The organism is Massilia rubra (genome assembly GCF_011682065.1).
Taxonomy (GTDB): Bacteria; Pseudomonadota; Gammaproteobacteria; order Burkholderiales; family Burkholderiaceae_D; genus Telluria_A; species Telluria_A rubra.
The window spans coordinates 111,730-138,724 of record NZ_VUYU01000019.1 but is presented as its reverse complement, the minus strand read 5'-3'; the positions used below and the strand labels follow the sequence as shown (position 1 = coordinate 138,724).

General features: G+C 64.7%; 20 protein-coding genes. 16 read left to right on the top strand and 4 right to left on the bottom strand.

Translation table 11 applies throughout. The annotated features are described in order from the left end of the window. Positions 1-280 precede the first annotated feature (280 nt). Positions 281-2,836, top strand: a complete 2,556-nt coding sequence (locus tag F0185_RS24250; RefSeq protein ID WP_167228796.1) for an excinuclease ABC subunit UvrA — start codon at positions 281-283, stop codon at positions 2,834-2,836. Between the two features lie 151 nt (positions 2,837-2,987). Here F0185_RS24250 and F0185_RS35215 read toward each other — a convergent pair whose 3' ends face one another. Then, the gene (locus tag F0185_RS35215; RefSeq protein WP_267876023.1) at positions 2,988-3,110 is read right to left on the bottom strand and encodes a hypothetical protein; all 123 of its coding nucleotides are present in this window, start codon (positions 3,108-3,110) and stop codon (positions 2,988-2,990) included. Between the two features lie 198 nt (positions 3,111-3,308). Between F0185_RS35215 and F0185_RS24245 the strand changes: the two genes are divergently transcribed. Genes F0185_RS24245 through F0185_RS24220 form a run of 6 tightly spaced genes read left to right on the top strand, consistent with a single transcriptional unit; the run spans position 3,309 to position 12,061 of the window. After that, positions 3,309-5,009 carry a RecQ family ATP-dependent DNA helicase gene (locus tag F0185_RS24245; protein ID WP_167228794.1) on the top strand — a complete coding sequence of 567 codons (1,701 nt, stop codon included), beginning with the start codon at positions 3,309-3,311 and terminating at the stop codon, positions 5,007-5,009. A gap of 10 nt (positions 5,010-5,019) precedes the next feature. Then, a complete protein-coding gene (locus F0185_RS24240) occupies positions 5,020-6,096 on the top strand; it encodes a ligase-associated DNA damage response exonuclease (RefSeq protein ID WP_167228792.1) in 1,077 nt (358 codons plus the stop codon). Beyond that, positions 6,089-7,720 (top strand): ATP-dependent DNA ligase, encoded by a 1,632-nt coding sequence (locus F0185_RS24235; RefSeq protein WP_167228790.1) that lies wholly within the window; start codon positions 6,089-6,091, stop codon positions 7,718-7,720. Before F0185_RS24240 ends, F0185_RS24235 begins: the two co-directional genes overlap by 8 nt. A 25-nt stretch (positions 7,721-7,745) precedes the next feature. Then, positions 7,746-10,220 (top strand): ligase-associated DNA damage response DEXH box helicase, encoded by a 2,475-nt coding sequence (locus F0185_RS24230; protein ID WP_167228788.1) that lies wholly within the window; start codon positions 7,746-7,748, stop codon positions 10,218-10,220. Continuing rightward, on the top strand, positions 10,217-10,867 hold the full coding sequence (pdeM, locus tag F0185_RS24225; RefSeq protein WP_167228786.1) for a ligase-associated DNA damage response endonuclease PdeM: 651 nt from the start codon (positions 10,217-10,219) through the stop codon (positions 10,865-10,867). Before F0185_RS24230 ends, pdeM begins: the two co-directional genes overlap by 4 nt. Positions 10,868-10,903: 36 nt before the next feature. Beyond that, on the top strand, positions 10,904-12,061 hold the full coding sequence (locus tag F0185_RS24220; RefSeq protein ID WP_167228784.1) for an outer membrane lipoprotein: 1,158 nt from the start codon (positions 10,904-10,906) through the stop codon (positions 12,059-12,061). 61 nt (positions 12,062-12,122) lie between these two features. On the opposite strand, the gene F0185_RS24215 is transcribed toward F0185_RS24220, so the two are convergent. The 3 genes from F0185_RS24215 to F0185_RS24205 form a co-directional block, all read right to left on the bottom strand. Beyond that, positions 12,123-12,938 carry a Crp/Fnr family transcriptional regulator gene (locus F0185_RS24215; protein WP_166891842.1) on the bottom strand — a complete coding sequence of 272 codons (816 nt, stop codon included), beginning with the start codon at positions 12,936-12,938 and terminating at the stop codon, positions 12,123-12,125. Between the two features lie 468 nt (positions 12,939-13,406). Further along, on the bottom strand, positions 13,407-14,051 hold the full coding sequence (locus F0185_RS24210; RefSeq protein ID WP_054263975.1) for a response regulator: 645 nt from the start codon (positions 14,049-14,051) through the stop codon (positions 13,407-13,409). Positions 14,052-14,218: 167 nt separating this feature from the next. Beyond that, positions 14,219-14,683 (bottom strand): universal stress protein, encoded by a 465-nt coding sequence (locus F0185_RS24205; RefSeq protein ID WP_167228782.1) that lies wholly within the window; start codon positions 14,681-14,683, stop codon positions 14,219-14,221. Between the two features lie 420 nt (positions 14,684-15,103). Here F0185_RS24205 and F0185_RS24200 point away from each other — a divergent pair, with 420 nt between their 5' ends. The 9 genes from F0185_RS24200 to asd all read left to right on the top strand — a co-directional run bounded on the left by F0185_RS24200 (position 15,104) and on the right by asd (position 26,748). After that, a complete protein-coding gene (locus F0185_RS24200; protein ID WP_167228781.1) occupies positions 15,104-15,943 on the top strand; it encodes a protein phosphatase CheZ in 840 nt (279 codons plus the stop codon). Then, complete coding sequence (locus tag F0185_RS24195; RefSeq protein WP_167228779.1) at positions 15,943-17,844, top strand: chemotaxis protein CheA; 1,902 nt, start codon at positions 15,943-15,945, stop codon at positions 17,842-17,844. The genes F0185_RS24200 and F0185_RS24195 overlap by 1 nt, the downstream gene beginning before the upstream one ends. A gap of 163 nt (positions 17,845-18,007) precedes the next feature. After that, positions 18,008-20,005 carry a DUF805 domain-containing protein gene (locus F0185_RS24190; protein ID WP_167228777.1) on the top strand — a complete coding sequence of 666 codons (1,998 nt, stop codon included), beginning with the start codon at positions 18,008-18,010 and terminating at the stop codon, positions 20,003-20,005. Positions 20,006-20,032: 27 nt separating this feature from the next. Then, on the top strand, positions 20,033-22,051 hold the full coding sequence (locus F0185_RS24185; protein ID WP_167228775.1) for a DUF805 domain-containing protein: 2,019 nt from the start codon (positions 20,033-20,035) through the stop codon (positions 22,049-22,051). Between the two features lie 164 nt (positions 22,052-22,215). Then, positions 22,216-23,619, top strand: coding sequence for a 3-isopropylmalate dehydratase large subunit (leuC, locus tag F0185_RS24180; RefSeq protein WP_167228773.1), 1,404 nt, complete (start codon positions 22,216-22,218; stop codon positions 23,617-23,619). A 23-nt stretch (positions 23,620-23,642) separates the two neighbouring features. After that, the gene (locus F0185_RS24175; protein WP_166891746.1) at positions 23,643-23,765 is read left to right on the top strand and encodes an entericidin A/B family lipoprotein; all 123 of its coding nucleotides are present in this window, start codon (positions 23,643-23,645) and stop codon (positions 23,763-23,765) included. A 67-nt stretch (positions 23,766-23,832) separates the two neighbouring features. Next, entirely contained in the window at positions 23,833-24,480 is a 648-nt protein-coding gene (gene leuD / locus F0185_RS24170) for a 3-isopropylmalate dehydratase small subunit (protein ID WP_167228771.1), read from the top strand. Positions 24,481-24,505: 25 nt separating this feature from the next. Then, on the top strand, positions 24,506-25,576 hold the full coding sequence (gene leuB, locus F0185_RS24165) for a 3-isopropylmalate dehydrogenase (RefSeq protein WP_167228769.1): 1,071 nt from the start codon (positions 24,506-24,508) through the stop codon (positions 25,574-25,576). Positions 25,577-25,620: 44 nt separating this feature from the next. After that, positions 25,621-26,748, top strand: a complete 1,128-nt coding sequence (gene asd, locus F0185_RS24160; protein ID WP_166891740.1) for an aspartate-semialdehyde dehydrogenase — start codon at positions 25,621-25,623, stop codon at positions 26,746-26,748. Positions 26,749-26,995: the final 247 nt, after the last annotated feature.

Below are 26,995 nucleotides of genomic sequence, written 5' to 3'. Positions count from 1 at the left end.
TGACATTCGGGCAATCGCACCATTGCTCTATCGGTCTTGCGCAGCGCCTCATTCCACTCTGCCACAAATACCCAATATTTGTTTCTTCGGCGCGATTTTCGGCGGCCCGCCGATTACTACGCTGACAATCGGACACGTGCTCAGCACTCGCGCACAGCCTAACGTTGAGGTCGTGTCCGAATGTCAGACCTGACACCCGGGGAGGGTTGGTGTGGGAACGTACGGTGGCGACAAGCGGACTGGGGTCTAATGGCGGCTGATCATTGATTGGCAGCTCCCCATGCGCAAGAAAAACGACGACGCTCCCGCCATCGCAGCGCTGGCCCGGCCCGGCTTCGTCCAGGTGCGCGGCGCCCGCGAGCATAATCTGAAAAACGTCGATGTCGACATCCCGCGAGATGCGCTGGTGGTGTTTACGGGCGTCTCCGGCTCGGGCAAGTCCTCGCTCGCTTTCGGTACCTTGTACGCCGAGGCCCAGCGGCGCTACCTCGAATCGGTCTCGCCCTACGCGCGCCGCCTGTTCCACCAGATGCCGGTGCCCGAGGTCGACGACATCGACGGCCTGCCGCCCGCCGTCGCCTTGCAGCAGCAGCGCGGCTCGCCCACCACCCGTTCCTCGGTCGGCAGCGTCAGTACCTTGTCCAATTCGCTGCGCATGCTGTATTCGCGCGCGGGCGACTATCCGGCGCGCCAGCCGCTGTTGTACGCCGAATCGTTTTCGCCCAACACGCCGGAAGGCGCCTGCACCGGGTGCCATGGCCTGGGCCGCGTGTACCAGGTGACCGAACAGTCGATGGTGCCCGACGACAGCCTCACCATCCGCGAACGCGCCGTCGCCGCCTGGCCTACCGCCTGGCACGGCCAGAACCTGCGCGATATCCTCGTCACGCTCGGCTACGATGTGGATACGCCCTGGCGCGACCTGCCCAAAAAGGTGCGCAACTGGATCCTGTTTACCGACGAGACGCCAACGGTGCCGGTGTACGCCGGTTTTACGCCCGACCAGGTGCGCGCGGCGCTCAAGCGCAAGGAAACGCCGAGTTACCAGGGCACCTTTACCGGCGCGCGCCGCTACGTGCTGCACACCTTCGCCAGCACCGAAAGCGCATCGATGAAAAAGCGCGTGGCGCGCTTCATGGTCAGCGCCGAGTGCCCGCTGTGCCACGGCAAGCGCCTGCGCCAGGAGTCGCTGTCGGTGACCTTCGGCGGCATGGACATCGCCGACATCTCGCGCCTGCCGCTCGAACGCCTGGCAACGCTGCTGCGCCCTTTTGCGGACGGCAGCGCCAGGCGCAATGCTAGGGCGGCGGCCGCGCATCCCGAAAAAATCATCGTCACGCGCCGCATCGCCGAAGACCTGGTCGCTCGCCTCGACGTGCTGCTGGCGCTGGGCCTGGGCTACCTGTCGCTCGAGCGCAGCACGCCGACCCTGTCGCCGGGCGAGTTGCAGCGCCTGCGCCTGGCCACCCAGGTGCGTTCGAACCTGTTCGGGGTGGTGTATGTGCTCGATGAACCTTCGGCCGGCCTGCATCCGGCCGATACCGAAGCCTTGTTGACCGCGCTGGCCCAGCTCAAGGCGGCCGGCAATTCGCTGTTCGTGGTCGAACACGCGCTCGATGTGATCCGCCACGCCGACTGGATCGTGGACGTCGGTCCCGAAGCGGGCGAGCAGGGCGGCCATATCCTGTACAGCGGCCCGCCCGATGGCTTGCGCGATATCGCGGCCTCGCACACGCGCCGCTACCTGTTCGCGGCCGATCCGCCACCGGCGCGCACGCCGCGCGAACCGGCGGCCTGGCTGCGGCTCGAAGGCGTCACCCGGAATAACCTCGACAAGCTCGATATCGACCTGCCGCTCGGCGTCATGGCCAGCGTGACCGGCGTATCGGGCTCCGGCAAGTCAAGCCTGGTCAGCCAGGTGCTGGTGGAACTGGTCGGCGCGGCGCTCGGCCAGCCGCAGGTGGCGCAGGCCGACGAAGACGAGCAGCCGGAGCATGTTGAAGTGATTCCGACCGAAGGACGCATCGTCTCAGGCATGGAGCACATCCTGCGCCTGGTGCGGGTCGACCAGAAGCCGATCGGGCGCACCCCGCGCTCGAACCTGGCCACCTACACCGGCCTGTTCGACCATGTGCGCAAACTGTTCGCCGCCACCAAGACGGCGCGCGCGCGCCACTACGACGCGGGCCGTTTCTCGTTCAACGTGGCCAAGGGCCGCTGCGCCCATTGCGAAGGCGAGGGCCAGGTGATGGTCGAGCTGCTGTTCCTGCCCAGCGTGTACGCCCCATGCCCGACCTGCAATGGCGCGCGCTATAACGCCAAGACCCTGGAAGTGACCTGGAACGGCAAGAACGTCGCCGAGGTGCTGGGGATGACGGTCGATGCCGCCGCCGCGTTCTTTGCGGAAGAAGCGCCCGTGGCGCGTTCGCTGGACGTGCTGCGCGACGTCGGCCTGGGCTACCTGCGCCTGGGCCAGCCGGCCACCGAGCTGTCGGGCGGCGAAGCGCAGCGCATCAAGCTGGCCACCGAGTTGCAGCGCGCCGCGCGCGGCAAGATGCTGTACATCCTCGACGAGCCGACCACCGGCCTGCATCCGTCCGATGTCGACAAGCTGCTGGTGCAGCTCGAACGCCTGGTCGACGCCGGCAACAGCGTGATCGCGGTCGAACACAATATGCGGGTGGTCGCGGCCAGCGATTGGGTGATCGATATCGGACCGGGAGCCGGGGACGCGGGCGGCAAGGTCGTTTTTTCCGGGCCGCCGGCCATGCTGGCGCGTGAAAAACGCAGCCGCACGGCGCCTTATCTCAGCAAATTCCTGGCGGCCGATAGTTGAGCGGTGCGGGTGGGGAGGAGGGAAGAGGGAAGAACCTTGGTGCGCCACGGGCGCGCCTAAGCCGGCTACGCGCCAGAAGCGCAGCCATGCCGGCGATGGGTCGCCTCGCCGGGTACTGCTTTACCGCGCAAAAAACGGATCATCCGGGCGCTTAGTGGAAGAACAGCGCCGCGGCGTACTCGTTCAACACATAGGTGGAGCACAGCAGATACGTGGCGGCGCTGGCCAGACCAACGTGCAGGGCAGCCCAAGTCAGTGGAAATAAGCGCATCATGATGTCCTCCGGTCGTGCGTTAGATAAATTGCTACTGGTATGTGATCATCTTAGCCAAGGTTCTCGATAGTAACTATCGGCAAAACGTCCGACGCCATGTAGGACGTTGGCTCGCGACCTCGGCTGTTGTCTTCCTCCTACGAAAAATGTAGGCGGCGTCCTATGGCGCGCCCTGTGCGTGCGTCTTAAAGTTGTGACATGACTACTCACAACCGACAACTCCTCAACAACGGCGCCCGCGCCGCCCGCCGCCACACCATCAAGAAACTGCTGCGCTCGATTTTCGGGGTGGAGAGTCTGCGCGATGGCCAGCAACAAGTGATTGACAGCGTCCTCGACGGCAAGGACACGCTGGCGATCATGCCCACCGGCAGCGGTAAATCGCTGTGCTACCAAATTCCGGCGCGGATACTGGAAGGGACCACGATCGTGGTGTCGCCACTGATCTCCCTGATGAAAGACCAGCTCGAAAAGCTCGACGCGCTTGGCGTGCGCGCCGTGCAGGTCAACAGCAGCCTGACGCGCGAGGAGGAAGACGCCGCCATCGAGGGCATCCGCAGCGGATTTTACGAGATCGTGTTCTGCACGCCCGAGCGCTTGTCGATGCCGTCCTTCCTCGACACCCTCAAGGAAATCAAGATCGCGCTGGTGGTGATCGATGAGGCACACTGCATCTCGCAGTGGGGCCACGATTTCCGTCCGGCCTACCTGGAAATGGCGGCCGCCATCGACGCCTTGAAACGTCCGCCGGTGCTGGCGCTGACCGCCACCGCGACCGACGATGTCATGGCCGATATCGCCCGCCAGCTTGGGCGCGCACGCATGAATATCGTCAATACGGGCATCTATCGCCCCAATCTGCACTACCGCGTGGCCCAGGTCACCAACAACGACGAGCGCTATGCGCGCGCGCTGGAATACGTGCAGTCGGCGCAGGGCGTGGGCATCGTCTACGCGGCCACCGTCAAGGCGGCCGAAGAGATGCTCGCCATTCTCGTCGGCGCGGGCGAGAGCGCCACGATCTATCACGGCAAGCTGCCCGCTGCGGAACGCAAGCGCAACCAGGATGACTTCATGTCGGGCGAGAAGCGCGTCATGGTCGCCACCAACGCCTTCGGCATGGGCATTGACAAGCCGGACACCCGCTTCGTGCTGCACCTGCAGCTGCCCGCCAACCTCGAAGCCTACTACCAGGAGTCCGGCCGCGCCGGGCGCGATGGCCTGGACGCCGAATGCACCCTGCTGTACTTCCAGGACGACAAACGCCTGCAGCAGTTCTTCCTCGTGAAGCACTACCCGACCGCCAACGACCTGAAAGCGATTTATGACGCCATTTGCGCCGTGGCCGAGGAAGAGAAGGTGGTGGTCGACCGCCTCGACGACCAGCTGCCGGATCTCGCCTCGGGCAAGCTGAAAATCTGCCTCAAGCTGCTCAAGGACGGCAAGCTGCTGCGCCAGAACCGCAAGCTCGAATACATCGTCACGTCCAAAGAGGCCGGCGCCGACCTGTTCGAGGAGCTCGCCGCCATCTATGCGCGCAAGCAGGAGCGCGACCGGGAGTCGCTGGAACAGATGGTATCGTACGCAGTGAGCGGCTTTTGCCGCTGGAAGGTGCTGCTCGATTACTTCAAGGATGAAGTCGAAGGCTTCGACAAGTGCTGCCGCTGCGATAACTGCAAAAATCCCCCGGCGGTGGCCGAGATCGAAATCCGCGACGATGAATTCGAACGCGACCCCGAACCGGCGCCGGTGGCTCCGCACTTCGAGCCCGGCGCCCAGGTGCGCGTGCCCAGGTTCGACGTCGGCACCGTGGTGTCGATGGCGGGCGACCAGGTCACCATCGCCTTCCCCGAACACGGCGAAAAGACCTTCCTGGCGGATTACGTCGAAGCGGTCTAGGAGAGCACGCATGTCGGACATGGTAGTGGTACGCAAGGAGGGACTGTTTTGCGTCCCGGGGCAGTTCTACATCGACCCGTGGCGGCCGGTGGATCGTGCGGTGATCACCCACGCGCACGGCGACCACGCGCGCGTCGGCCACGGCCACTATTTGTCGGCTGCGAGCGGCGTGAACGTGCTGCGTTCGCGCCTGGGCGAGATCCACATCGACGGCCTCGAATACGGCGAGCGTATCGTGCATAACGGCGTGACGGTCTCGCTGCACCCGGCCGGCCATGTGCTCGGCTCGGCCCAGGTGCGCATGGAGCATCGCGGCGAAGTGTGGGTGGCGTCGGGCGACTACAAGGTCGAACCGGACCGCACCTGCGTGCCGTTCGAGCCGGTGCGCTGCGACACCTTCATCACCGAATCGACGTTCGGGCTGCCGATCTACCGCTGGCAACCGGAGCAGGAAATTTTCGACGACATCAACGCCTGGTGGCGCAAGAATGCCGACGAGGGCCGCGCCAGCGTGGTCTTCGCCTACTCGTTCGGCAAGGCGCAGCGCATCTTGTCGGGCCTCGATCCCTCGATCGGCACCATCATCTGCCACGGCGCGGCCGAACCGATCAACCGCGTCTACCGCGCCGGCGGGGTGGCGCTGCCGCCCACCGTGCTGGTGACCGATGTCGACAAGGCGGCCATCAGGCGCGCGATCGTGATCGCGCCGCCGTCGGCGGGCAATTCAACCTGGATGAAGCGCTTCGGCGACTACAGCGATGCCTTTGCCAGCGGCTGGATGCAGCTGCGCGGCGCGCGCCGCCGGCGCGGCGTGGACCGTGGCTTTGTCTTGTCCGATCACGCCGACTGGCCGGGTCTGATGACCGCCATCCGCGCCACCGAAGCGCCGCGCGTCATCGTCACGCACGGCTCGATTCCGATCATGGTGCGCTGGCTGCGCCAGGTCGGGCTGGACGCCTCCGGTTTCGACACCGAATACGGCGACGAGGATGAAGCCGTGGAAGCGGCTGTAGCAGCGCAAGCGCCGGCGCCCGATGGGACGCCCGATGGGACGCCCGAGGACAGCCCCGAGGTGACGGATGCGTGAGTTTGCCCGCCTGTACACCGAGCTCGATGAAACCACCGCCACCAACCGCAAGCTCGAAGCGCTGCAAGCCTATTTCGGCAGCGCGGCGCCCGATAACGCCGCCTGGGCGGTCTACTTCCTGGCCGGCGGCAAGCCGCGCCAGGCGGTGCCGACCAAGCTGCTGCGCCAGTACGCGATCGAATACGCCCAGCTCGACGAATGGCTGTTCGACGAGTCCTACAACGCCGTCGGCGACCTGGCCGAGACCATCGCCCACATCCTGCCGCCGCCCGAACAGCAAAGCGACATCGGCCTGGCCGAGTGGATGCAGGAGCGCATCGGCCCCTTGCGCGGCGCCGATCCGGCCGCCATCCGCACTGCCTTGTTCGGGTTCTGGAACGAACTCGATTGGCGCGAGCGCTTCTTGCTGACCAAATTGATCGGCGGCGGCTTTCGGGTCGGCGTGTCGAAACTGCTGGTCACGCGCGCGCTGTCGTCACTGTCGGCGGTCGACAGTAAACTCATTGCCCAGCGCCTGATGGGCTGGACCGACGGCAGCGTGCGGCCCACGGCGGCCGGCTTCCTGCAGTTGATCGCCGCCCAGTCGGACGAAGAACACAAGCTGCGCGGGGGCCATCCGTACCCGTTCTTCCTGGCGCACCAGTTGCAGGGCGAGCCGGAAGGCTTGGGCGAGGTGGGCCACTGGCAGGTCGAATGGAAGTACGACGGCATCCGCGCGCAACTGGTGCGGCGCGGCGCGCAAAACTACTTGTGGTCGCGCGGCGAAGACCTGATCACCGAGCGCTTTCCCGAACTGGCGGCGCTGCATCTGCCAGAAGGCACCGTGGTCGATGGCGAAGTGCTGATCTGGACCGAGGAAGACACGCCGGCCGCCTTTGCGGACCTGCAAAAGCGCATCGGCCGCAAGACCTTGTCCGCCAAGCTGCTGGCCGAACTGCCGGCGGTGCTGGTGGCCTACGACCTGCTCGAGCAGGACGGCGTGGACCTGCGCGCGCTGCCGCAGCACGAGCGGCGCGCCTTGCTGGAGGTGCTGGTGCGCCAGACCGACAAGCCGCAGCTGAAATTGTCGCCGCTGATCCGCGCCGCCACCTGGCATGAGCTGGCCACCGTACGCACCGAGTCGCGCGCGCGCGGGGTCGAGGGCATGATGGTCAAGGCGCGCGACGCCCAGTACGGCGTCGGCCGCACTAAAAATGTCGGTACCTGGTGGAAGTGGAAGGTCGACCCGTACACCATCGACGCGGTGCTGATCTACGCGCAGGCGGGCCACGGCCGGCGCGCCTCGCTCTACACCGACTACACCTTCGCGGTGTGGGACGGCGAGGGCGGGGAGCGCAAGCTGGTGCCCTTCGCCAAAGCGTATTCGGGCCTGACCGACGCCGAGATTACGGTGGTCGACAACGCGATCCGCAAGACCACCATCGAAAAATTCGGCCCGGTGCGCTCGGTGAAACCGACCATGGTGTTCGAGATCGGCTTCGAAGGCATTGCGCTGTCGAGCCGTCACAAGGCCGGCATCGCGGTGCGCTTTCCGCGCATCCTGCGCAAGCGCGACGACAAAACCATCGACGACGCCGACACGCTCGATACCTTGAAAGGCCTGCTGGCCGCCGCCGGCGCATGAGCAGGATCGACATGAACATCAGCCAATGAGCAAAAGCCAGATGGCGCAGGCCATCGACGATTGGTTCGCCGCGCGCAAATGGAAGGTGTTCCCCTTCCAGCGCGCGGTGTGGCGCGCCGCGCTGGCCGGCGAATCGGGCCTGCTGCACGCGAACACCGGCGCCGGCAAGACCTACGCGGTGTGGCTGGCGGCCCTGCTGCGCGGCGCGCTGGCCGGCAAGCGCCGCGCTTCCGGCCTGCGGGTGCTGTGGATTACGCCGATGCGCGCACTGGCGGCGGACACCCAGCGCGCGCTGGAAGAGTCGAGCGCGGTGCTGGCGCCTGGCTGGACGGTCGGCGCGCGCACCGGCGACACCGGTTCAAGCGAGCGTGCGCGCCAGTCGCGCGCCATGCCCTCGGCGCTGATCACCACGCCCGAAAGCTTGTCGCTGCTGCTTAGCCATGCGGCGGCGCAGACCCAGTGCGCCAGCCTCGACATGATCATCATCGACGAGTGGCATGAACTCATGGGCAGCAAGCGCGGGGTGCAGGTGCAGCTGGCGCTGGCCCGCCTGCGCCACTGGAACCCGCAACTGGTGGTGTGGGGCCTGTCGGCCACGATGGGCAACCTGGCGCAGGCGCAGGATGTGCTGCTCGGCGAGGGCAAGGGCACGCTGGTCGAGGGCGACCTGAAAAAGGAAATCCGGGTCGATACCCTGATTCCGGCCAATGTGTCGCGCTTTCCGTGGGGCGGGCATCTCGGCATCGCCATGCTGCAACCGGTGATCCAGGAAATCGAGGACTACAACGCCACCCTGGTGTTTACCAATACCCGCTCGCAGTCGGAGCTGTGGTACCAGAACATCCTGGAAGCGCGGCCCGACTGGGCTGGCGTGATCGCGCTGCATCACGGTTCGCTGGCGCGCGAGGTGCGCGAGTGGGTCGAAAACGGCTTGAAAAAAGGCGAATTGAAAGCGGTGATCTGCACCGCCAGCCTGGACCTGGGCGTGGATTTTTTGCCGGTCGAACGGGTGCTGCAGATCGGCAGCGCCAAGGGCATCGCGCGACTGTTGCAGCGCGCCGGGCGCAGCGGCCACGCGCCGGGACGGGTCTCGCGCGTGACCCTGGTGCCGACCAACAGCATGGAATTGCTGGAGGCGGCCGGCGCCAAGCAAGCGGTGGCCGCGCGCCGCATCGAAGGGCGGTTGGTGCCCAACAAACCGTTCGACGTGCTGGTGCAGCACCTGGTAACGGTGGCGCTGGGCGGGGGCTTTCGCTCCGGGCAGCTGTATGAGGAAGTGCGCAGCGCCTGGTCGTACCGCGCGCTCACGCCCGAAGAATGGCAATGGGCGCTCGACTTTGTGGCGCGCGGCGGGCAAAGCTTGACCGCGTATCCGGAATACCAGCGCGTGATTGCCGACGAGGACGGCGTGTACCGCGTGCCGAGCGTGGCGCTGGGGCGGCGCCACCGCATGGGCATCGGCACCATCGTGTCCGATTCGACCATGCAGGTGAAGTACATGAGCGGAGGGCGCATCGGCAGCGTCGAGGAATCCTTCATTTCGCGCTTGAAGGCCGGCGACCATTTCCTGTTCGGCGGGCGGATACTCGAATTCATCCGGGTGCACGAGATGACCGCTTTCGTGAAGCGCGCCACCGGTGCGCGCGGGGCGGTCACGCGCTGGCAGGGCGCCAAGATGCCGATGTCGTCGGAACTGGCGCACGCCGCGCTGGAAGAATTGCGCCACGCCGCGCGCGGCCAGTTCCGTGGTCCCGAAATGGAAGCGATCCGCCATTTGCTGGAGATCCAGCAGCGCTGGTCCGCGCTGCCGACCATCGATACGCTGGTGGTGGAAGCGATGACCAGCCGCGAGGGCTATCACTTGTTCATGTACCCTTTCGCGGGCCGCTCGGTGCACATGGGACTGGCCTCGCTGTTCGCCTACCGGATCGCGCGCGTGCAGCCGATAACGTTTTCGATTGCAATCAACGATTACGGTTTCGAATTGCTGTCGGCCGAACCGGTGGACTGGGCGCGCGCCTTCCTGGCCGCCTCCGGTGATGTGACAGGGCGCGACGTGCCGCTGTTGTCGACCGAAGCGCTGCTCGACGACGTGCTGGCCAGCCTGAACGCGACCCAATTGTCGCAGCAACGCTTTCGGGAAGTGGCGCGCATCGCCGGGCTGGTGTTCCAGGGTTATCCGGGGCAGCCGAAAAGCACGCGCCAGATCCAGGCCTCGTCGTCGCTGTTTTTCGAGGTGTTCCGCAAGCACGACGCCGCCAACCTGCTGCTCACGCAGGCGCAGCGCGAGGTGATGGAGCAGGAGCTCGAACTGACGCGCCTGCGCGAGACGCTGGTCGAGCTGCATGCGCGCGGCGTGGCCTATCATGAGGTCAAACGCGCCACGCCGTTCGGCTTTGCGCTGATGGTCGAGCGCTTCCGCGAAAAACTCAGTACCGAAAAATTGTCCGACCGCGTGGCGCGCATGCTGCGCGAGCTGGAGAAGGCAGCCCTTCCATGACGTACCGCGAAATGCGGCTGGCCGATGAAACGGTCCTGCTGCTGCCTGAAAAGGCCATGTATTGGCCGGCGCGGCAGATGCTGGTCATCGCCGACATCCACTTCGGCAAAGCCGCATCGTTCCGCGCGCAGGGCGTGCCGGTGCCGCGCGGGACCACCACCGAAAACCTCGCCGCGCTCGACGCGCTGCTGGCCGCGCATCCGACCCGCGAGATCGTCTTCCTGGGCGACTTTTTGCATGCGCGCGCCGCCCACGCCTCGGCCACGCTCGCCGCCATGCTGGCCTGGCGCGCCCGCCATCCGAACCTGATATTGACCCTGGTGCGCGGGAACCATGACAAGCACGCCGGCGACCCGGCCGCCTCGCTGGCGATCGGCATGGTCGACGAGCCGCACACGGTGGGGCCGTTCGCGTTTTGCCACCATCCCGACATCGGCGCGCCGGGCTACGTGCTGGCCGGGCACGTGCATCCGGTGTACCGGCTCTCGACCCGGCGCGATTCGCTGCGCCTGCCGTGCTTTTTGATCGGACCGACGCGCATGGTGCTGCCCTCGTTCGGGGCGTTTACGGGCGGCTTCGCGGTCACGCCCGGGCCTGGGGAGCACGTGTGCGTGAGCTCGGGAGAGGCTGTGCACTGCGTACGCTAGCGCACCGACGCCCGCAGGCGGTCAGCGTAACTTGACATGATTGCTGGAAATATCCGGCGCCGCTGTCCAACCTCCAAGGAGATCATCATCAAAACTACAAAAATATTTGGCGTCGCGTCGCGCGCCGCGTTCCTGGCTGCACTGCCGCTGTTTACCCTGACCATGGCCGCACCGGCCCACGCGCAGCAATACAACAATAATGCCGCCGCCTACAACCCGGTGATCCGCGGTTTCGACGTGGAAGAAGTGCGCAACCTGCGCCCGGGCGTGGAACTGAACTTCAACCTGTACGGCACCCCGGGCGGCCGCGCCACCCTCAGCATTGCCGGCGCCAACCGCAACCTGAACCTGACCGAAACCGAACCGGGCCAGTACGAAGGCACCTACACCCTCGGCAGCCGCGACAACATCACCGGCCGCAGCGCCGTGACCGCCAACCTGCGCGTCGGCAACCAGGTCACCAGCGGCGTGCTCAGCGAATCGCTGCTGCGCGATGTCGGCCGTCATCCACGCGACAACCAGGGCCGCGAGCGCGCCGCTGACGTGCCGCGCATCGCGCGCTTCGACGTCCAGGCCAATGACGACCTGACGCCGGGCAACGAACTGGTGTTTTCCGTGTACGGTACGCCGGGCGCCAAGGTCGACATGGCCATTGCCGGCACGCGCGGCGTGTTCTTCCTGCCGGAAGTCAATCCAGGCGAATACACGGGCGGTTATACGATTCGCCGCGCCGACCGCATCGCGCCGAACAGCGCCGTGACGGCCAATATGCGCGTGGGCAACCGCGTCTCGACCGCCACCCTGAACAAGCCGCTGCGCATCGCGGCCGCCACGCCGACCCCGCGCGAAGTGCGTTATTGCACCAATTGCGCCACGGTGGACGCGATCAACGTGGTTGAAGTCAATGGCGACGGCAACTACCTCGGCACCATCGGTGGCGGCGTGGTTGGCGCGGTGCTGGGCAGCCAGGTCGGCAAGGGCAGCGGCCGTACCGCCGCGCAGATCGCCGGCGCGCTGGGCGGCGCCTATGTGGGCCGCAATATCGAGCGCAATGCCAAGAAAACCCAGCATTATGAAGTGGTGATCCGCTTTGCCAATGGTGGCACCCAGACCGTGACGTACGAAAACGATCCGGGCCTGCGCGTGGGCGAAAAGGTCAAGATCAGCGATGGCGTGTTGTCGCGCGATCAGTAAGCTGGCTTGAACAAGTAAAAACGGCGCCCCGCAGGGCGCCGTTTTTGTTTGCTGAAAACGTTCAGACGGTGGTCGTGGCCAGCACTTTGGCGTCGGCCGCTTGCCCGGCTTCCGCTTCGGCCTTGGCTTTGGCGGCGGCGCTGTTCTGCTTGGCCCGCGAACGCGACGGCGGCAGGCGGCGCAGGGTTTTCAGGGCGTCGGCGTCCTTGATGCCGATGGTGCGCTGGTCGACCGTGATCAGGCCGATTTCGTTGAACGCCGACAGGGTGCGGCTGACGGTTTCCAGGGTCAGGCCCAGGTAGCTGCCGATTTCGTGACGGGTCATGCGCAGGTTGAACAGCTTGCTCGAATAGCCCATGGCGGCAAAGCGGTCGGCCAGCGACACCAGGAAGCGCGCCACGCGGGCTTCGGCGCTGAGCGCGCCGAGCATGCCGATCATGGCTTGTTCGCGCACCAGTTCGCGGCTCATGACGCCGTACATGACGTTTTCGAGTTCCAGGTGCACGCGGCCGAGCGCGGTCAGCTTTTTGAACGGCAGCAGGATCAGGTCGCAGTCGGACAGGGCCACCGCTTCCGAGGCGTAATGGCGGGTGTGGATGCCGTCGACGCCGAGCATGTCGCCCTTCATGGGGAAGCTGAGCACCTGTTCGTTGCCGAATTCGTCGATGAGCACGGTTTTGAGGAAGCCGGAGTTGACGATGTAGAGGGTGTCGAAAGCCTGGCCGATGGTGTGGACGCGCTGGCCGGTCTTGAATTGCACATGCTGGAACAGCAGTTCTTCGCTGTTGATCGAGACCGCCGCGCTGATGTGCAGCAGGTCGCAGACTTCCTTGAGGTTGGACCAGAGACGGCCCTGACGCTGCCGGCCAGCTTCCATTGGCGAGGAATGCATGGTCGAGGTGGTGGTGTTGCGGGTGTCTTGCGGGGGCGTGGTCAGCATGCTCATCTCCAGGGGTAGGAAAATTCGAAGTTTCAGGCTGCGGGTATCAGGCTTGAACAACGATCTGATCAACCTGCGACCGGAGCTTCAAAAGTGATGTACAGCACGGCTGGCTAGCTTGCGTAAGAACAATTTGTGAACCGCAGGAAAGCCGAATCGCTGGATTTAAGTATGCCAACACGAGTCCGGCATTGATATCAGCGAACGCTGAATCTGGGAGTAGGATTGGGCGCGCTCTTGTAGGACTATTCCTAGTCGAGGCGCCGTTCTACAGAGTGAAAACAGAGGTGTGGCGGGGTGGTGCGGCAAGTGCTACCGATGGGTACAGAATCTATCTACTTGAGGTTTCTCGGCACGAAACCGGCGCACCGGTGTCTAAAACTTTTCACCCTCGCCAGCGTGAGCTCAGGTCTTGAATGGCGACAGCAGGCGATGGGCCACGGCATACTGCACCATTTCCGACAGCGACGTCATGCCCATCTTTTGCATGATCCGCGTTTTATGGGTGCTGACGGTCTTCACGCTCAGGTGCAGGCTGTTGGCGATCTCGGTAATAGACTTGCCGCCCACCAACAGCGAAAACACTTCGAATTCACGGTCCGACAATTGCTTGTGCAATAACTGCTCGTTGGGCGTCATGATGTTCAGCGCCAGTTGCTCGGCCACTTCGGTACTGATGTACGGCCGGCCCGAGGCCACCTTGCGGATCGCCCCCACCAGCTGGGTGCCGGCGCTCTCTTTGGTCAGGTAGCCCTGGGCCCCGGCCCGGATCGCGCGCACGGCGTACTGCTCTTCCTCGTGCATGGTGAGGATCAGGATGGCCAGCTTGGGCGCTTCGCTGCGGATCTGGCGGATCAGGTCGACGCCGCTGCGTCCCGGCATCGACAAGTCCAGCAGCAACAGGTCGAAACCACCCTGGCGCACGTGCGACAGTACTTCAAAGCCGTTGATGGCTTCCCCGACGATATCGATGTCGAGGGCGCCGTCGAGGATGCGCTTGAGGCCCTCGCGCATGATCGTGTGGTCGTCGGCTACAACAATGCGTATCATAAAATTGCAATCAAATAAGTAGGCGGTAAGTCGATGAACGGCCGAAGCAGCGCTGGAACAAACAGGCGGCAAGCAAGCCGCGCCGCACCGGCGCGAACGCCCCGCGGTCCATCCAAGGGTACGGCAAAATTGTCAGTAGCGCCATATTCAGAACTGCTAGGTTCCAGCTAGGTTCCGGGCTCCGCGATCAGCCGGTGCACCAGGACCGGCTTGCTGGTGTGCGACAGCACCTTGTTCGTCACACTGCCCAGCAGCAACTGGCCCCAGCCGCTGCGGCCGTGCGAGCCCATGAAGATCAGGTCGCACTGGCGCTGTTCGGCCACCGCGACGATTTTCAGCGCGGCGGCGTCGGCAAACTCGGTCAGGCACTCGCAACGCACCCCCGCCGCCTGCGCCGCCTGCAGGATCGAGGCCAGGTGCTCGTTGCCGATGCGCTTCATCTGCGCCACGTAGTCCTCTTCGCTGGGGTAGGAGGGCGGGATGATTTCCACGTACACCGGGTATTGATAGTCGGGCGCCACATACAGGGCCAGCACGTCGGCCCCCATCTGGCGGGCAAACTTTACGCCGGCACAGGCTGTGTGCTTCGATATCGCCGAGCCATCCGTCGTAATCAGAATTTTCCGATACATGATGAGTTCTCCCACGCAGCAGGTCGTATTCTGTATTGTAGTGCGGGATTTCACGATTGATAGATCGCAAACCTTTGATCTTGATCAAACTGCGGGCCGAGCCGGCGTCCGGTCCGATCGCGGTTTTTTACCTTTTGGTTTTCGCCTGCCCCGCCTGCGCCGCGTCCAGCTTACGAAATACAACACTCCACAGTATCAATTGCACATCAAAGACGCGTTTTAATTATCGATGGCACAAGTTTCGCGTGCCATTTTGCCGCGCACCATGCACAGTGATTTACCAAGGGCACTTCACACTGCTAAACTCGCGTAAACCCGGCGATGTTGCCGCGCATCATGCTTTGCCCCGAACTTGCATGGCAGGACCAGACACCAGCAACTTGATTGCGAACACCTTACAAACATGGAGAAGCAGGGACTATGACCGACGCCGCTGATGATTTCGACGCACTATTCGATGAAGTGTCCGCGCAGCGCAGCAGCGAACCGGCGCCCGCAGTTGCGCCGGCGCCCGCCGCCGCTGCCGAAGACGACATGGAAGCACTGTTCGACCAGGTCGCTTCGACCCGTCCGCCCGAGCCAGCGCCCGCCGCCGCGCCGCTTGTCGCCGCCGTCGCCGCCGCCGCACCGGCTGCGGAAGGCGCCGCCGTCGAAACCGACGAGCACGGCAAACCCATGTTTGAGCGCCTTGGCGGTATCGTGCGCCTGCTGCACGACTCGCTGCGCGAACTGGGCTACGACAAGGCCCTGTCGGAAGCATCGACCCAGATCGTCGACGCCCAGGACCGCCTGGAATATGTCGCCAGCCTGACCGAGCAGGCCGCCAACAAGGTCCTCAACACGCTCGACGAAGGCATGCCGGCGCAGGACGTGCTGTCCAAGAAAGCCAAGGCGATGGACACGCGCTGGGCCGACCTGTTCGCGGGCAAGCTCAGCATCGACGAATTCAAGACCCTGGCCGGCGACTCGCGCGCCTTCGCCCAGACCGTCACCGACGCCACCGAAGCCGAAAAAGCGCGCCTGCTCGACATCATGATGGCGCAGGACTTCCAGGACATCACCGGGCAGTTGATCAAGAAAGTCGTGCTCATCACCAAGACCGTGGAACACGAACTGGCCGAGCTGCTGCGCGACAACGCACCGCCGGCGGTGCGCGAAAAACTGCTGCACAAGCCAGCGCTGATGTCGGGTCCGTCGGTTCCCTCCGTCGCACTCGATCAAGACAATGTTGACGACCTACTTGCCGATCTGGGATTCTAATGGACGATATGCTCAAGGATTTCGTCGTCGAGGCGATGGATCTTGCAGTCAACGTAGAAGAACACCTGCTCGCCCTCGAGCGCGATCCGAACAACAAGGAAACGCTCAACGCGGTGTTTCGCTCGTTCCACACGATCAAGGGCGGGGCCGGTTTCATGGGCTTGCCGGCCCTGGTGGCCGCCTGCCACCTGACCGAAAACCTGTTTGACGCGCTGCGCACCGGCGCCGCCCCGGTCACGCCAATCGCCATCGAAGCGGCGCTGCAAGCGTCCGGTTTCGTGGCCGACCAGCTGACCGACCTGTCGAACGGCGCCCGGCCCGAACAACTGGCCTCGATGCCGGACTCGCTCGAACGCATCCTGGTCAACGCCATCGAAGGCAAGGGCGATGCCCCGGCCAAGGCGGCTCCCGCGGCCGCTGCGGCGCCCGCGCCGGTAGTGGCGGCGCCAGTGGTCGCCGCGCCGGCGGCCGCCGTTTCCGTCAGCGCCCCCGGCGCCGATGGACTCGACTGGGAAGCGATGTACGTCTCGGTGATTCCGCCCGGGACCTACACGCCGGCCGAAAAACCGGCCGCCGCTCCCGCCGCCGCCGCTGCCGATCATGCAGCCGCGCCCGCAGCCGTCGCCCAGGCCGCCCCTGCCGCCAAGCCGGCCGCCGACGCCGGCGCCGACCGGCGCGAAGAAAAGGTGCAGGAATTCCGCGCCGCCTCCGCGCCCGCCAAGGAAGACAGCATCCGGGTCGACGCCGTCAAGCTCGACGCGCTGCTCGAAGTGGCCGGCGAATCGGTGCAGGCCGCCAACCAGGCCGCCGTGCTGCTCGAACGCCTGCTGCAATTCAAATTCGAAGGCCCGGCCGCCACCCTGATGGCGACCCTGACCGAAACGCTGGAACGCGCCTCGCGTTATTCGGCCGAACTGCAACGCGCCACCCTGGCCACGCGCATGCAGCCGGTCGGGCGATTGTTCCAGAAATTCCCGCGCCTGGTGCGCGAGCTGGCCAAGGACCTGGGCAAGGACGTCGAACTGACCATCGAAGGCGCCGAGACGGAAGTCGACCGCGTGGTGGTCGACAGCCTGTACGACCCGCTGGTGCACATGCTGCGCAACGCGCTCGATCACGGCGTCGAGTCGCCCGAAGACCGCCTCGCCGCCGGCAAGCCGTCCAAGGCCTTCATTTCGCTCAAGGCATGGCAGGAAGCGAACAGCGTCATGATCGTGCTGCAGGATGACGGCAAGGGCATGGACCCGATCGCGCTGCGCCGCAAGGCCGTGCAAAAAGGCCTGATCGGCGAAAACGGCGCCCCGACCGACGAAGAAGCTTACCAGCTGGTGTTTTTGCCGGGCTTCTCGACCAAGGAAGTGGCGTCCTCGGTGTCCGGGCGCGGAGTCGGCATGGACGTGGTCAAGACCGCCGTGGAAAAGAACCGTGGCGCGATCCACATCGATTCCTCGCTCGGCCACGGCACCAAGTTCGCCATCCGCCTGCCGATCGAACTGTCGATCGTGCCGACCATGCTGGTGTCGACCTCCGGCGCCGCCCTGGCGCTGCCGATGGCGGTGGTCCAGCGCGTGGTCGAATTGCCCGACAATTTCATGAACGTCGGCGGCGCGCCGGTGCTCAAGGACCAGGGACGCCCGCTGCCGGTGCGTTCGCTGGCCAGTGCGCTCGGCTACGAAGCCTGTTCCGAAAAAGTCGGCATCGTGGTCGCCGCGCCCCAGCCCTACATCCTCGCGGTGGAAGCGGTCGACGGCACCGCCGACCTGGTGATCAAGCCGATGACGGCCATCAGCGTGGACGGCATCACCGGCACCGCCCGTTCGGCCGAGGGCGAACTGGTGCTGGTCGTGGGCCTGTCCTTCCTCATGGACGGCTGTCGCGGCACCCTCAAGGTCGCCGCCTGATCTTCCTCACGACGCGCCGCCCCGGAGCCACTTCGGGGCGGCGCAGCTCGCCTTGTTTCTCTTCTCATATTTACAACAGACAAGTTGTGTTGTCAGTCAATACATGGCACGATGGCGGGCTCTGTTCTTGCAACGTGCAAACTTATATTGAGAATTGTTAATAATGGCATTGGAAACATTCGAGCAGGTGCTCGGCGCCGCGCAGGCAGGCGAATCAATGAACGCGGCATGGAAAAAATTTGTCAATACGACGTTCTTCGTCCCGGTCGCCCAGCCTGGCGGCGCGGGCGGCGTCACGCTGCGCACGCGCGACATCCAGGGCGACGGTAGCCGCGCCATCATGATTGCGGAAGTGCGTGAAGCGGCCAACGATGGCCAGGGCAGCTTGCTGGTCGCGCTCTTGGGCGCCGACGTGGTGTGCCTGTTGCAGCCCGACGCCGCCATCGTGGTGGCCTTGAGCGAGCGCACGTTCGAGATCGCCCACGACCGCGTGGCGTGGCTCAGGAAAAGCATCGAAGCGGCGCGCGCCAAGAGCGCGACGGCGCGCGCCGCCGCACCGGCACCCGCACCCGCACCGCCCCCCGCGCCCGCACCGGCGCCGGCGCCGGTCGCCACGGCCAAGGCGGCGCCGGTGCGGCGTCCCTCCAACGCCCCGCTCGACGTCGCCGCGCTCAAGCCACGCAACGTCGTCATCCCCGACATCTGCCTCGAGTTCTTCGTGCCGTCCGCATGGCGCGAGTCGGGCATGCCGCGCGGCTTGCGCTATCACGACGACAGCGGCACCGTGCTGGAAGCGAGCGGCCACCTGCGTCCCGGCGTCCCGCTCGGCAAATGGGTCGAGATGCGCCTGGCCCTGGTCAAGCACGAAATGCGCTACCTGACGCAGGTCGGCGAGCCGACCGACATCCACGGCGACGACTGGCGCGACCGGGTCAAGGGCAAGACGATCGAATTTAGCGGCACCATTCCGGGCGACGACTTCGAGAGCCGCTACCTGCTCGCCTGCGTGCGCACCGACGACGTGGTGGCCGTGATCGCGATTCGCGCCCCGGCCGACGTTTTCGAGCGCGACCGTTCGCTGTACAAGTGGTTCCTGAGCCGGGTCAACCTCAGGCCGATGAGCGCACCCGCGCCGTACCGCGCGCCCGGCGCCAGCGCCGGCTTCGACTCGGGCAAGGCGACGCTGTCCGAGCCTGGCGTGTTCGGCATGTCCATGGAAGGGCGCATCGGCCGCCTGCGCGCGCTCGCCTATTCCTTGCCGCTGCTGCTGGCCATGGTCTTGCTCGGCATCGCCGCCGCCGTCATCATGCCCAAGGCCAAAGTGCTCGGGGGTGGCTTGTTCCTGGTCGGAGGGCTGTACGCCATCTATTCCAGCGTGCGGCTGATGGTCTTGCGCCTGCACGACATCAATGTGAGCGGCAAGTGGCTGCTGGGGTTCCTGCTGCTGATCGGCCTTGCCGGGGCGCTACGCAACAGCAATTTCGTCATGATCGCGGCGGGTATTTTTTGGATCGGAACGATGCTCGTCTATTGCCTGGTTCCGGGCACCGACGGCGACAACGATTATGGCGACGCGCCCGGTCCGAATTCCACCATGGTCAAGATCGGTGCGACCCTGGTTATCATCGGCCAGCTCGGTTCGATCGGCGGGCAGTCGCAGATGCAGGGCATGGGCACTGGCATGGGCACCGGCGCGGGCGCCCACAAGCCCATTCGCGCCGACCCAACCGCATGGCATTCGCCCGATGACGGCCTGTTCATCCGCTTTCCCGGCAAGCCGGTGGAAGATCCGAATCCGGGCACGATGTCGAGCGGCACGGGCAGCATGCGGCAGTTCAGCGCCGAAGTGGCGGGGGCGGCCTACGTGGTGCAGGTGTACAGCCTGGGCGTGATGCCGGAAGACGAAACCGCAGTCCTCGACAGCGTGCAGGCGGCGCTCATCGGCAGCGACGGCAAGCTGCTGTCGGGCCGGATGGCGATGCAGTTCGACGGCCATCGCGGACGCGATATGCGCATCGGCATACCGGGTAACATGACGCGCTCGGTCAAGTTCGCCGTGGCCGGCTCCAAGGTGTATGTGGCGATGGCGGTATCGGATTCCAGCCCGGCCTCCGAACAGGCGGTCGAAGCCTTCCTTGAGTCGTACAGGGTGACCCGTTAACATGAAATTTGTAGAAGGTTGTTGAACATGATGTCCGAAACATTCGAGCAAGTGCTCACCGCCGCGCAAGCGGGGGAATCGCTCAATCCAGCGTGGAGCAAGTTCGTCAAGACGACCTTCTTCGTTCCCGTGCTGGCACCCGCCGGCGGCGCAGGCCACACCCTGCGCGCGCTCGCCGGCAAGCCAACGATCCGCATTTCCGAAGTGCGCGCGCAGGTCGACGGCGACGGCGGCGTGCTCGCCGCGCTGTCCGGCGCCGACGTGGTGCGCCTGGTGCAGGGCGACGCCGACATCGAAGTGGTCTTGAGCGATCGCAGCTTCGACATCACCGGCCAGCGCGTCGCCTGGCTCAGGAAGAGCATCGAGGCATCGCTGGCCAAAGCGGCGCAGGCGCGCGCCGCCGCTGCCGCCACCCCGGCGGCCGCCACGGCGGCCGCTTCCACCCCGCCCGCTGCCACGGCGGCCGCTCCCGCGCGCGCAGCGGTCGTTCTCGACAAGCCCGCCCCGGTGCGGCGTGCCGCCGGCGGTCCGCTCGATGTCGCCGCGCTCAAGCCGCGCAACGTCACCATTGAGAAGATCGGCTTGCAATTTTTCGTGCCGGCCGAATGGCGCGAATCGCCCATGTCGAACGGCTTGCGCTTTCACGACGACAGCACCGGCACGGTGCTTGAAGCGGTCGGTTATGTGCGTCCCGACGTCTCGCTCAACAAGTGGGTGGAAACGCGCCTGGCCGTGGTCAAGCACGAAATGCGCTACCTCAAGCAAGCCGGCGAAGCCTACGCCATCGACGGCGCCGAGTGGGGCGACCGGGTCACCGGCAGGGCCATCGAATTTACCGGCACCGTTCCCGGCGACGCGTTCGAGAGCCGCTGCCTGGTCGCCTTCGTGCGCGCCGAGGGTATCGTGGTGGCGATCACGATCCGCGCACCGGCCGACGATTTCGAGCACAACCGCGCCATGTACAAGTGGTTCCTGGCCCGCGTCGAACTCGATGAGATGGCCGCGCCCGAGCCTTACAGCGCGCCCGCATCGGGGCGTGGCTACGCCGACCTGGACCAGCCGCGCGACGAACCGGGCGTGTTCGGCTTTTCGATGCAAGGCCGCATCGGCCGCCTGCGCGCGCTGGCGTATTCGCTGATGGTGTTCATGCCGATGATCGTGCTCGCCGTTGTGTTGCCCATCTTGTCGCCGAAAGGTAAGTTCGGCGCAATGTGGCTGGTCGGCGTGGGTGTCCTGGTCTCGATGTTTTTCTGCCTGCGGCTGATGGTGCTGCGCATGCACGACGTGAACCTGAGCGGCAAGTGGATTCTCGGCTTCATGCTGGCCGTTGGCGCGGGCGGCGCCGCCGGCGGCCCCAATTTCACCACCATCGGCTCGATCATTTTCTGGCTTGGCCTGATGATCATCTACTGCTTCATTCCCGGCACCGATGGCGATAACGAGTTCGGCGAGGCCCCCGGCCCGGATTCCACCCTGGTCAAGGTCGGCGCCGGCCTGTTCATCGTCGCCCAGGTCTTCTCGCTGGTGGGGCAGTCGAAGATGCGCAATATGGACACGCGCAAGGGCCCGGACGTGCCGTCGACGTCCACGTCCGGGCGCGGCACGCCGGTGGCGAACAAGGTGTGGACCTCGCCCGATGGCGGCATGACGATCGAGTTTCCCATCAAGCCGGACGAAGAAATCGTGCGCACCCATGTGCGCGAGCGCATGGGCGCGGCCACCATGCGCCAGTTCAGCGCGTGGTCCACAAATAGCGAAAACTACCGCATCCAGGTGCTCGACATCGGCTTGCCGCCCCTCGATCCGGACAAAACCATGGTCGATCTGCAGGCGGCGCTGCTGGCCCATAACGACGTGCTGACCGTGCCGCCGACGGCGCTGGTGTTCAAGGGCTATCCGGGACGCGATATCAAGGCTGGCCGGCGTTTGATCAGGATGGCCGTGGTGGGCTCCACGGTGTATATCGCCACGGCCGACGCCAACGCCACGGCGGAGTCGATGCAGCGCGCCAGCGCCTTCGTCGAATCGCTGGCGCTGACCCAGTGACAATCGGTTCGTTCGCTCATACGATACGTTAGATGAATAAACTTCAGTAAAGGTGTATCGAAAGCGGCAAAAGTATCAAGATGGCGCGAGGCTTACTGCGGTGCACAAATATGGCATAATCAAATGCGGTACTTGATTCATGCAGTCGCCCACTACCCACCATCATGATAAAAACGCTCTACGACAAACTCTGGGAGTCGCACATCGTGCGCTCCGACGACGACGGAACGACGGTGCTGTACATCGACCGCCACCTGCTGCATGAAGTGACCAGCCCGCAGGCCTTCGACGGCCTGCGCGCCGCCAACCGCAAGCTATGGCGCAATTCGGCCAACCTGGCGGTGGCCGACCACAACGTGCCGACCACCGACCGCAAGGACGGCATCGCCGACCCCACCTCGCGCCTGCAGGTCGAAACGCTCGACGCCAACTCGAAGAGTTACGGCCTGACGTACTTCAACATGAACGACAAGCGCCAGGGCATCGTGCACGTGATCGGCCCGGAGCAGGGCGCGACCCTGCCCGGCATGACGGTGGTGTGCGGCGACTCGCACACATCGACCCACGGCGCGTTCGGGTGCCTGGCGCACGGCATCGGCACCTCCGAAGTCGAACACGTGCTGGCCACGCAAACCTTGCTGGCCAAAAAATCGAAATCGATGCTGGTGCAGGTTGACGGCGCGCTGCCGGTGGGCGTGACCGCCAAGGATATCGTGCTGGCCGTGATCGGCAAGATCGGCACCGCCGGCGGCACCGGCTACGCCATCGAATTCGGTGGCTCGGCGATCCGCGCGCTGTCGATGGAAGGGCGCATGACGGTCTGTAACATGGCGATCGAAGCGGGCGCGCGCGCCGGCATGATCGGCGTGGACGACACCACCATCCATTACGTCAAGGGCCGCCCGTACGCGCCCGCCGGCCCGCACTGGGACCGCGCGGTCGATTACTGGCGTACCCTGCACACCGACCAGGGCGCCCAGTTCGACATGGTGGTGCTGCTCGACGCCGCCGGGATCAGCCCGCAGGTCACCTGGGGCACCTCGCCCGAAATGGTCACCTCGATCGACGGCCGCGTGCCCGATCCCGACCTCGAAAAAGACGCCGTGCGGCGCGACGCCATGGAAAAGGCGCTGGTCTACATGAACCTCAAGCCGAACACCCCGATCGCCGACATCCGGATCGACAAGGTGTTCATCGGTTCGTGCACCAATTCGCGCATCGAAGACTTGCGCGCCGCCGCCGCCGTGGTGCGCGGCAAGCACCGCGCCTCGAACGTGCGCCTGGCGCTGGTGGTGCCCGGTTCGGGACTGGTGAAAGACCAGGCCGAGCGTGAAGGGCTGGACAAGATTTTCAAGGACGCGGGCTTCGAATGGCGCGAGCCGGGATGCTCGATGTGCCTTGCCATGAATGCCGACCGGCTCGAGCCGGGCGAGCGCTGCGCCTCGACCTCGAACCGCAATTTCGAAGGTCGCCAGGGGCAGGGCGGGCGTACCCACCTGGTATCGCCCGCCATGGCGGCGGCGGCCGGCATCACCGGCCATTTCGTCGACGTGCGCGCACTGCGCTAACATCCATCGTCTGTGAGTTTGCAATGAAAAAGCTGTTTGCCCTGTTCGCCATCGCCCTGCTGCTTGCCGGTTGCAACACCGTCTCGGGCTTTGGCAAGGACATTCAAAAAGTCGGCCAAAAGATAGACGGCGCCGGCAAAAAATAACAGGCGGTCCGCAAACCGCCGCGCAGCCCACGCCCCGGCGCGGGCTGCGCCCACACTGCTAGAGACCATGGATAAATTTACGATATACGAAGGCCTGGTGGCCCCGCTCGACCGCGCCAACGTCGACACGGACGCGATCATTCCCAAGCAGTTCCTCAAGTCGATCCTGCGCACCGGCTTCGGTCCCAATCTGTTCGACGAATGGCGCTATCTCGATCACGGCGAGCCGGGCAAGGACAACAGCGGCCGCCCGCTCAATCCCGACTTCGTCCTCAACGAGGCGCGTTACCAGGGCGCCTCGATCCTGCTGACCCGCAAAAACTTCGGCTGCGGCTCCTCGCGCGAACACGCGCCGTGGGCGCTCGACCAGTACGGTTTTCGCGCCGTCATCGCGCCCAGTTTCGCCGATATCTTCTTCAATAATTGCTACAAGAGCGGCCTGCTGCCGATCGTCCTGACCGAAGCGCAGGTCGAGCACCTGTTCAATGAAGTCAAGGCCTTCCCGGGTTTCCGCCTGGTGGTGGACCTGGAGCAGCAGCGCATCTCCACCGCGGGCGGCGCGCTGAGCTACGAATTCCAGATCGACCCGTTCCGCAAGTACTGCCTGTTAAATGGCCTGGACGACATCGGCCTGACCTTGCGCCACGCCGACGAGATCCGCGCCTTCGAAGAGCGCCACCTGGCGGCCCAGCCCTGGCTGGCCAACGTCATCTGAATACAATAGAAGAAAAAGAGAGCACATGAAGATTGCAATCCTGCCCGGCGACGGCATCGGCCCCGAAATCATGGCGCAAGCGGTCAAGGTATTGAATGTCCTTGGCGAACAGTTCGAGATGGAGAGCGCCGACGTCGGCGGCGCCGGCTATGCGGCCCACGGCCACCCGCTGCCGCCGGCCACGCTGGCGCTGGCCAAGAGCGCCGACGCGGTGCTGTTCGGCGCCGTCGGCGACTTTAAGTACGATACCCTGGAGCGCTCGCTGCGCCCGGAACAGGCCATCCTCGGCTTGCGCCGCGAGCTGGCGCTGTTCGCCAACCTGCGCCCGGCGATCCTGTACCCCGAACTGGCCGGTGCGTCCACGCTCAAGCCCGAAGTGGTGTCCGGCCTGGACATCCTGATCATCCGCGAACTGACCGGCGACATCTATTTCGGCAAGCCGCGCGGCGTGCGCGAATGCCCGGACGGCCCGTTCAAGGGCGAGCGCGAAGGCTTCGACACGATGCGCTACGCCGAAACCGAAATTCGCCGCATTGCGCACGTGGCTTTCCAGGCGGCGCAAAAGCGCAGCAAGCGCGTCACCAGCGTGGACAAGGCCAACGTGCTCGAAACATTCCAGTTCTGGCGCGACATCGTCACCGACGTGCACAAGGAATATCCGGACATCGAACTCGATCACATGTATGTCGATAACGCCGCCATGCAGCTGGTGCGCGCGCCGAAAAAATTCGACGTCATGGTCACCGGGAATATGTTCGGCGATATCTTGTCCGACTGCGCGGCCATGCTCACCGGTTCGATCGGCATGCTGCCATCGGCCTCGCTCGACGCGGCCAACAAGGGCCTGTACGAACCCTCGCACGGCTCCGCGCCCGACATCGCCGGCAAGGGCATCGCCAATCCGCTGGCGACGATCCTGTCGGCCGCGATGATGCTGCGCTTTTCACTGAACAAGGTGGAGCAGGCCGACCGCATCGAGAACGCGGTCAAGAAGGTGCTGGCGCAAGGCTTGCGCACGGCGGATATTTTTGAAGCCGGTACCACCAGGGTCGGTACCGAGGAAATGGGCAATGCAGTGGTCAAGGCGCTTGGTTAAAGCGGTCAATTAACGTTACATGTAGAAAGCACTGAGGAAAGAAGATGAAATTAGTTGGCTTGGTAGGTTGGCGCGGTATGGTTGGTTCGGTCCTGATGCAGCGCATGCGGGACGAGGGCGATTTCGCCCACATCGAACCGGTGTTCTTCACAACGTCGAACGCGGGCGGCACAGCGCCTGCGATGGCGAAGAACGAAACTACCCTGAAAGACGCAACCGACATTACCGAGCTGTCGAAATGCGAGATCATCATTTCCTGCCAGGGCGGCGACTACACCAGCGAGGTGTTCCCGAAGCTGCGCGCGGCCGGCTGGAATGGCTACTGGATCGACGCCGCCTCGACCCTGCGCATGAACGACGACGCCGTCATCGTGCTCGACCCGGTCAACCTCGATGTGATCAAGAACGCCATGACAAAAGGCGTAAAGAACTACATCGGTGGCAATTGCACGGTGTCGTGCATGCTGATGGGATTGGGCGGCCTGTTCCAGCACAATCTGGTCGACTGGATGAGTTCCATGACCTACCAGGCCGCGTCCGGCGGCGGCGCGCAGCACATGCGCGAGCTGCTGACCCAGTTCGGCACCATCAACCAATCGGTCAAGGCGCTGCTGGACAACCCGGCTGCCGCCATCCTCGAAATCGACCGTACCGTGCTGGCCACCCAGCATGGCATGTCGGCTGACGAAACCCGCCAATTCGGCGTGCCGCTGGCCGGCAACCTGATTCCATGGATCGACAAGGACCTGGGCAATGGCCAGTCGAAGGAAGAGTGGAAGGCCGGCGCCGAAACCAACAAGATCCTGGGCCTGGGCGAAGCCTTCGGCAGCAAGGAAATCCCGGTTGACGGCCTGTGCGTGCGCGTGGGCGCGATGCGCTGCCACTCGCAGGCGCTGACCATCAAGCTGAAAAAGGATGTGCCGCTCGACGAAATCAACGACATCATCGCCGCCAACAACCAGTGGGTGAAGGTGGTGCCGAACACGCGCGAAGCGTCGATGCGCGACCTGTCGCCGGCGGCGGTCACGGGCAGCCTGACCATCCCGGTCGGCCGCCTGCGCAAAATGTCGATGGGCGGCGAGTACCTGTCCGCCTTTACGGTCGGCGACCAGCTGCTGTGGGGCGCGGCCGAACCGTTGCGCCGCATGCTGCGCATTATCCTCGATAAGTAATTCGGATAAGTAAACACGTGTAGAATTGCGTGTTGTGCATGCATTCTGTGCACCACAACGGCAGCGGTGGCCGCCGCAGCGATGCGTTTTTGGCCACCGTTTCCCGGGTTTTCCATATCCTTCTTGATAATTCAGTTGATATTTCTTGCAAGGTAGTTGACATAGCGGCATGAATGGGGTTCTGAGTGAGCTGTTACAGAAAGCGCGAAATTGCGTATTTAGTGAGCAGCTTCCCGACATAGTTGCT

Bases quoted from the DNA above. Each gene is read 5' to 3' on its own strand.
- F0185_RS24250 (WP_167228796.1), top strand. From the start codon at position 281: ATGCGCAAGAAAAACGACGACGCTCCCGCCATCGCAGCGCTGGCCCGG.
- F0185_RS35215 (WP_267876023.1), bottom strand. From the start codon at position 3,110: ATGATGCGCTTATTTCCACTGACTTGGGCTGCCCTGCACGTTGGTCTG.
- F0185_RS24245 (WP_167228794.1), top strand. From the start codon at position 3,309: ATGACTACTCACAACCGACAACTCCTCAACAACGGCGCCCGCGCCGCC.
- F0185_RS24240 (WP_167228792.1), top strand. From the start codon at position 5,020: ATGTCGGACATGGTAGTGGTACGCAAGGAGGGACTGTTTTGCGTCCCG.
- F0185_RS24235 (WP_167228790.1), top strand. From the start codon at position 6,089: ATGCGTGAGTTTGCCCGCCTGTACACCGAGCTCGATGAAACCACCGCC.
- F0185_RS24230 (WP_167228788.1), top strand. From the start codon at position 7,746: ATGAGCAAAAGCCAGATGGCGCAGGCCATCGACGATTGGTTCGCCGCG.
- pdeM (WP_167228786.1), top strand. From the start codon at position 10,217: ATGACGTACCGCGAAATGCGGCTGGCCGATGAAACGGTCCTGCTGCTG.
- F0185_RS24220 (WP_167228784.1), top strand. From the start codon at position 10,904: ATGATTGCTGGAAATATCCGGCGCCGCTGTCCAACCTCCAAGGAGATC.
- F0185_RS24215 (WP_166891842.1), bottom strand. From the start codon at position 12,938: ATGGAAGCTGGCCGGCAGCGTCAGGGCCGTCTCTGGTCCAACCTCAAG.
- F0185_RS24210 (WP_054263975.1), bottom strand. From the start codon at position 14,051: ATGATACGCATTGTTGTAGCCGACGACCACACGATCATGCGCGAGGGC.
- F0185_RS24205 (WP_167228782.1), bottom strand. From the start codon at position 14,683: ATGTATCGGAAAATTCTGATTACGACGGATGGCTCGGCGATATCGAAG.
- F0185_RS24200 (WP_167228781.1), top strand. From the start codon at position 15,104: ATGACCGACGCCGCTGATGATTTCGACGCACTATTCGATGAAGTGTCC.
- F0185_RS24195 (WP_167228779.1), top strand. From the start codon at position 15,943: ATGGACGATATGCTCAAGGATTTCGTCGTCGAGGCGATGGATCTTGCA.
- F0185_RS24190 (WP_167228777.1), top strand. From the start codon at position 18,008: ATGGCATTGGAAACATTCGAGCAGGTGCTCGGCGCCGCGCAGGCAGGC.
- F0185_RS24185 (WP_167228775.1), top strand. From the start codon at position 20,033: ATGATGTCCGAAACATTCGAGCAAGTGCTCACCGCCGCGCAAGCGGGG.
- leuC (WP_167228773.1), top strand. From the start codon at position 22,216: ATGATAAAAACGCTCTACGACAAACTCTGGGAGTCGCACATCGTGCGC.
- F0185_RS24175 (WP_166891746.1), top strand. From the start codon at position 23,643: ATGAAAAAGCTGTTTGCCCTGTTCGCCATCGCCCTGCTGCTTGCCGGT.
- leuD (WP_167228771.1), top strand. From the start codon at position 23,833: ATGGATAAATTTACGATATACGAAGGCCTGGTGGCCCCGCTCGACCGC.
- leuB (WP_167228769.1), top strand. From the start codon at position 24,506: ATGAAGATTGCAATCCTGCCCGGCGACGGCATCGGCCCCGAAATCATG.
- asd (WP_166891740.1), top strand. From the start codon at position 25,621: ATGAAATTAGTTGGCTTGGTAGGTTGGCGCGGTATGGTTGGTTCGGTC.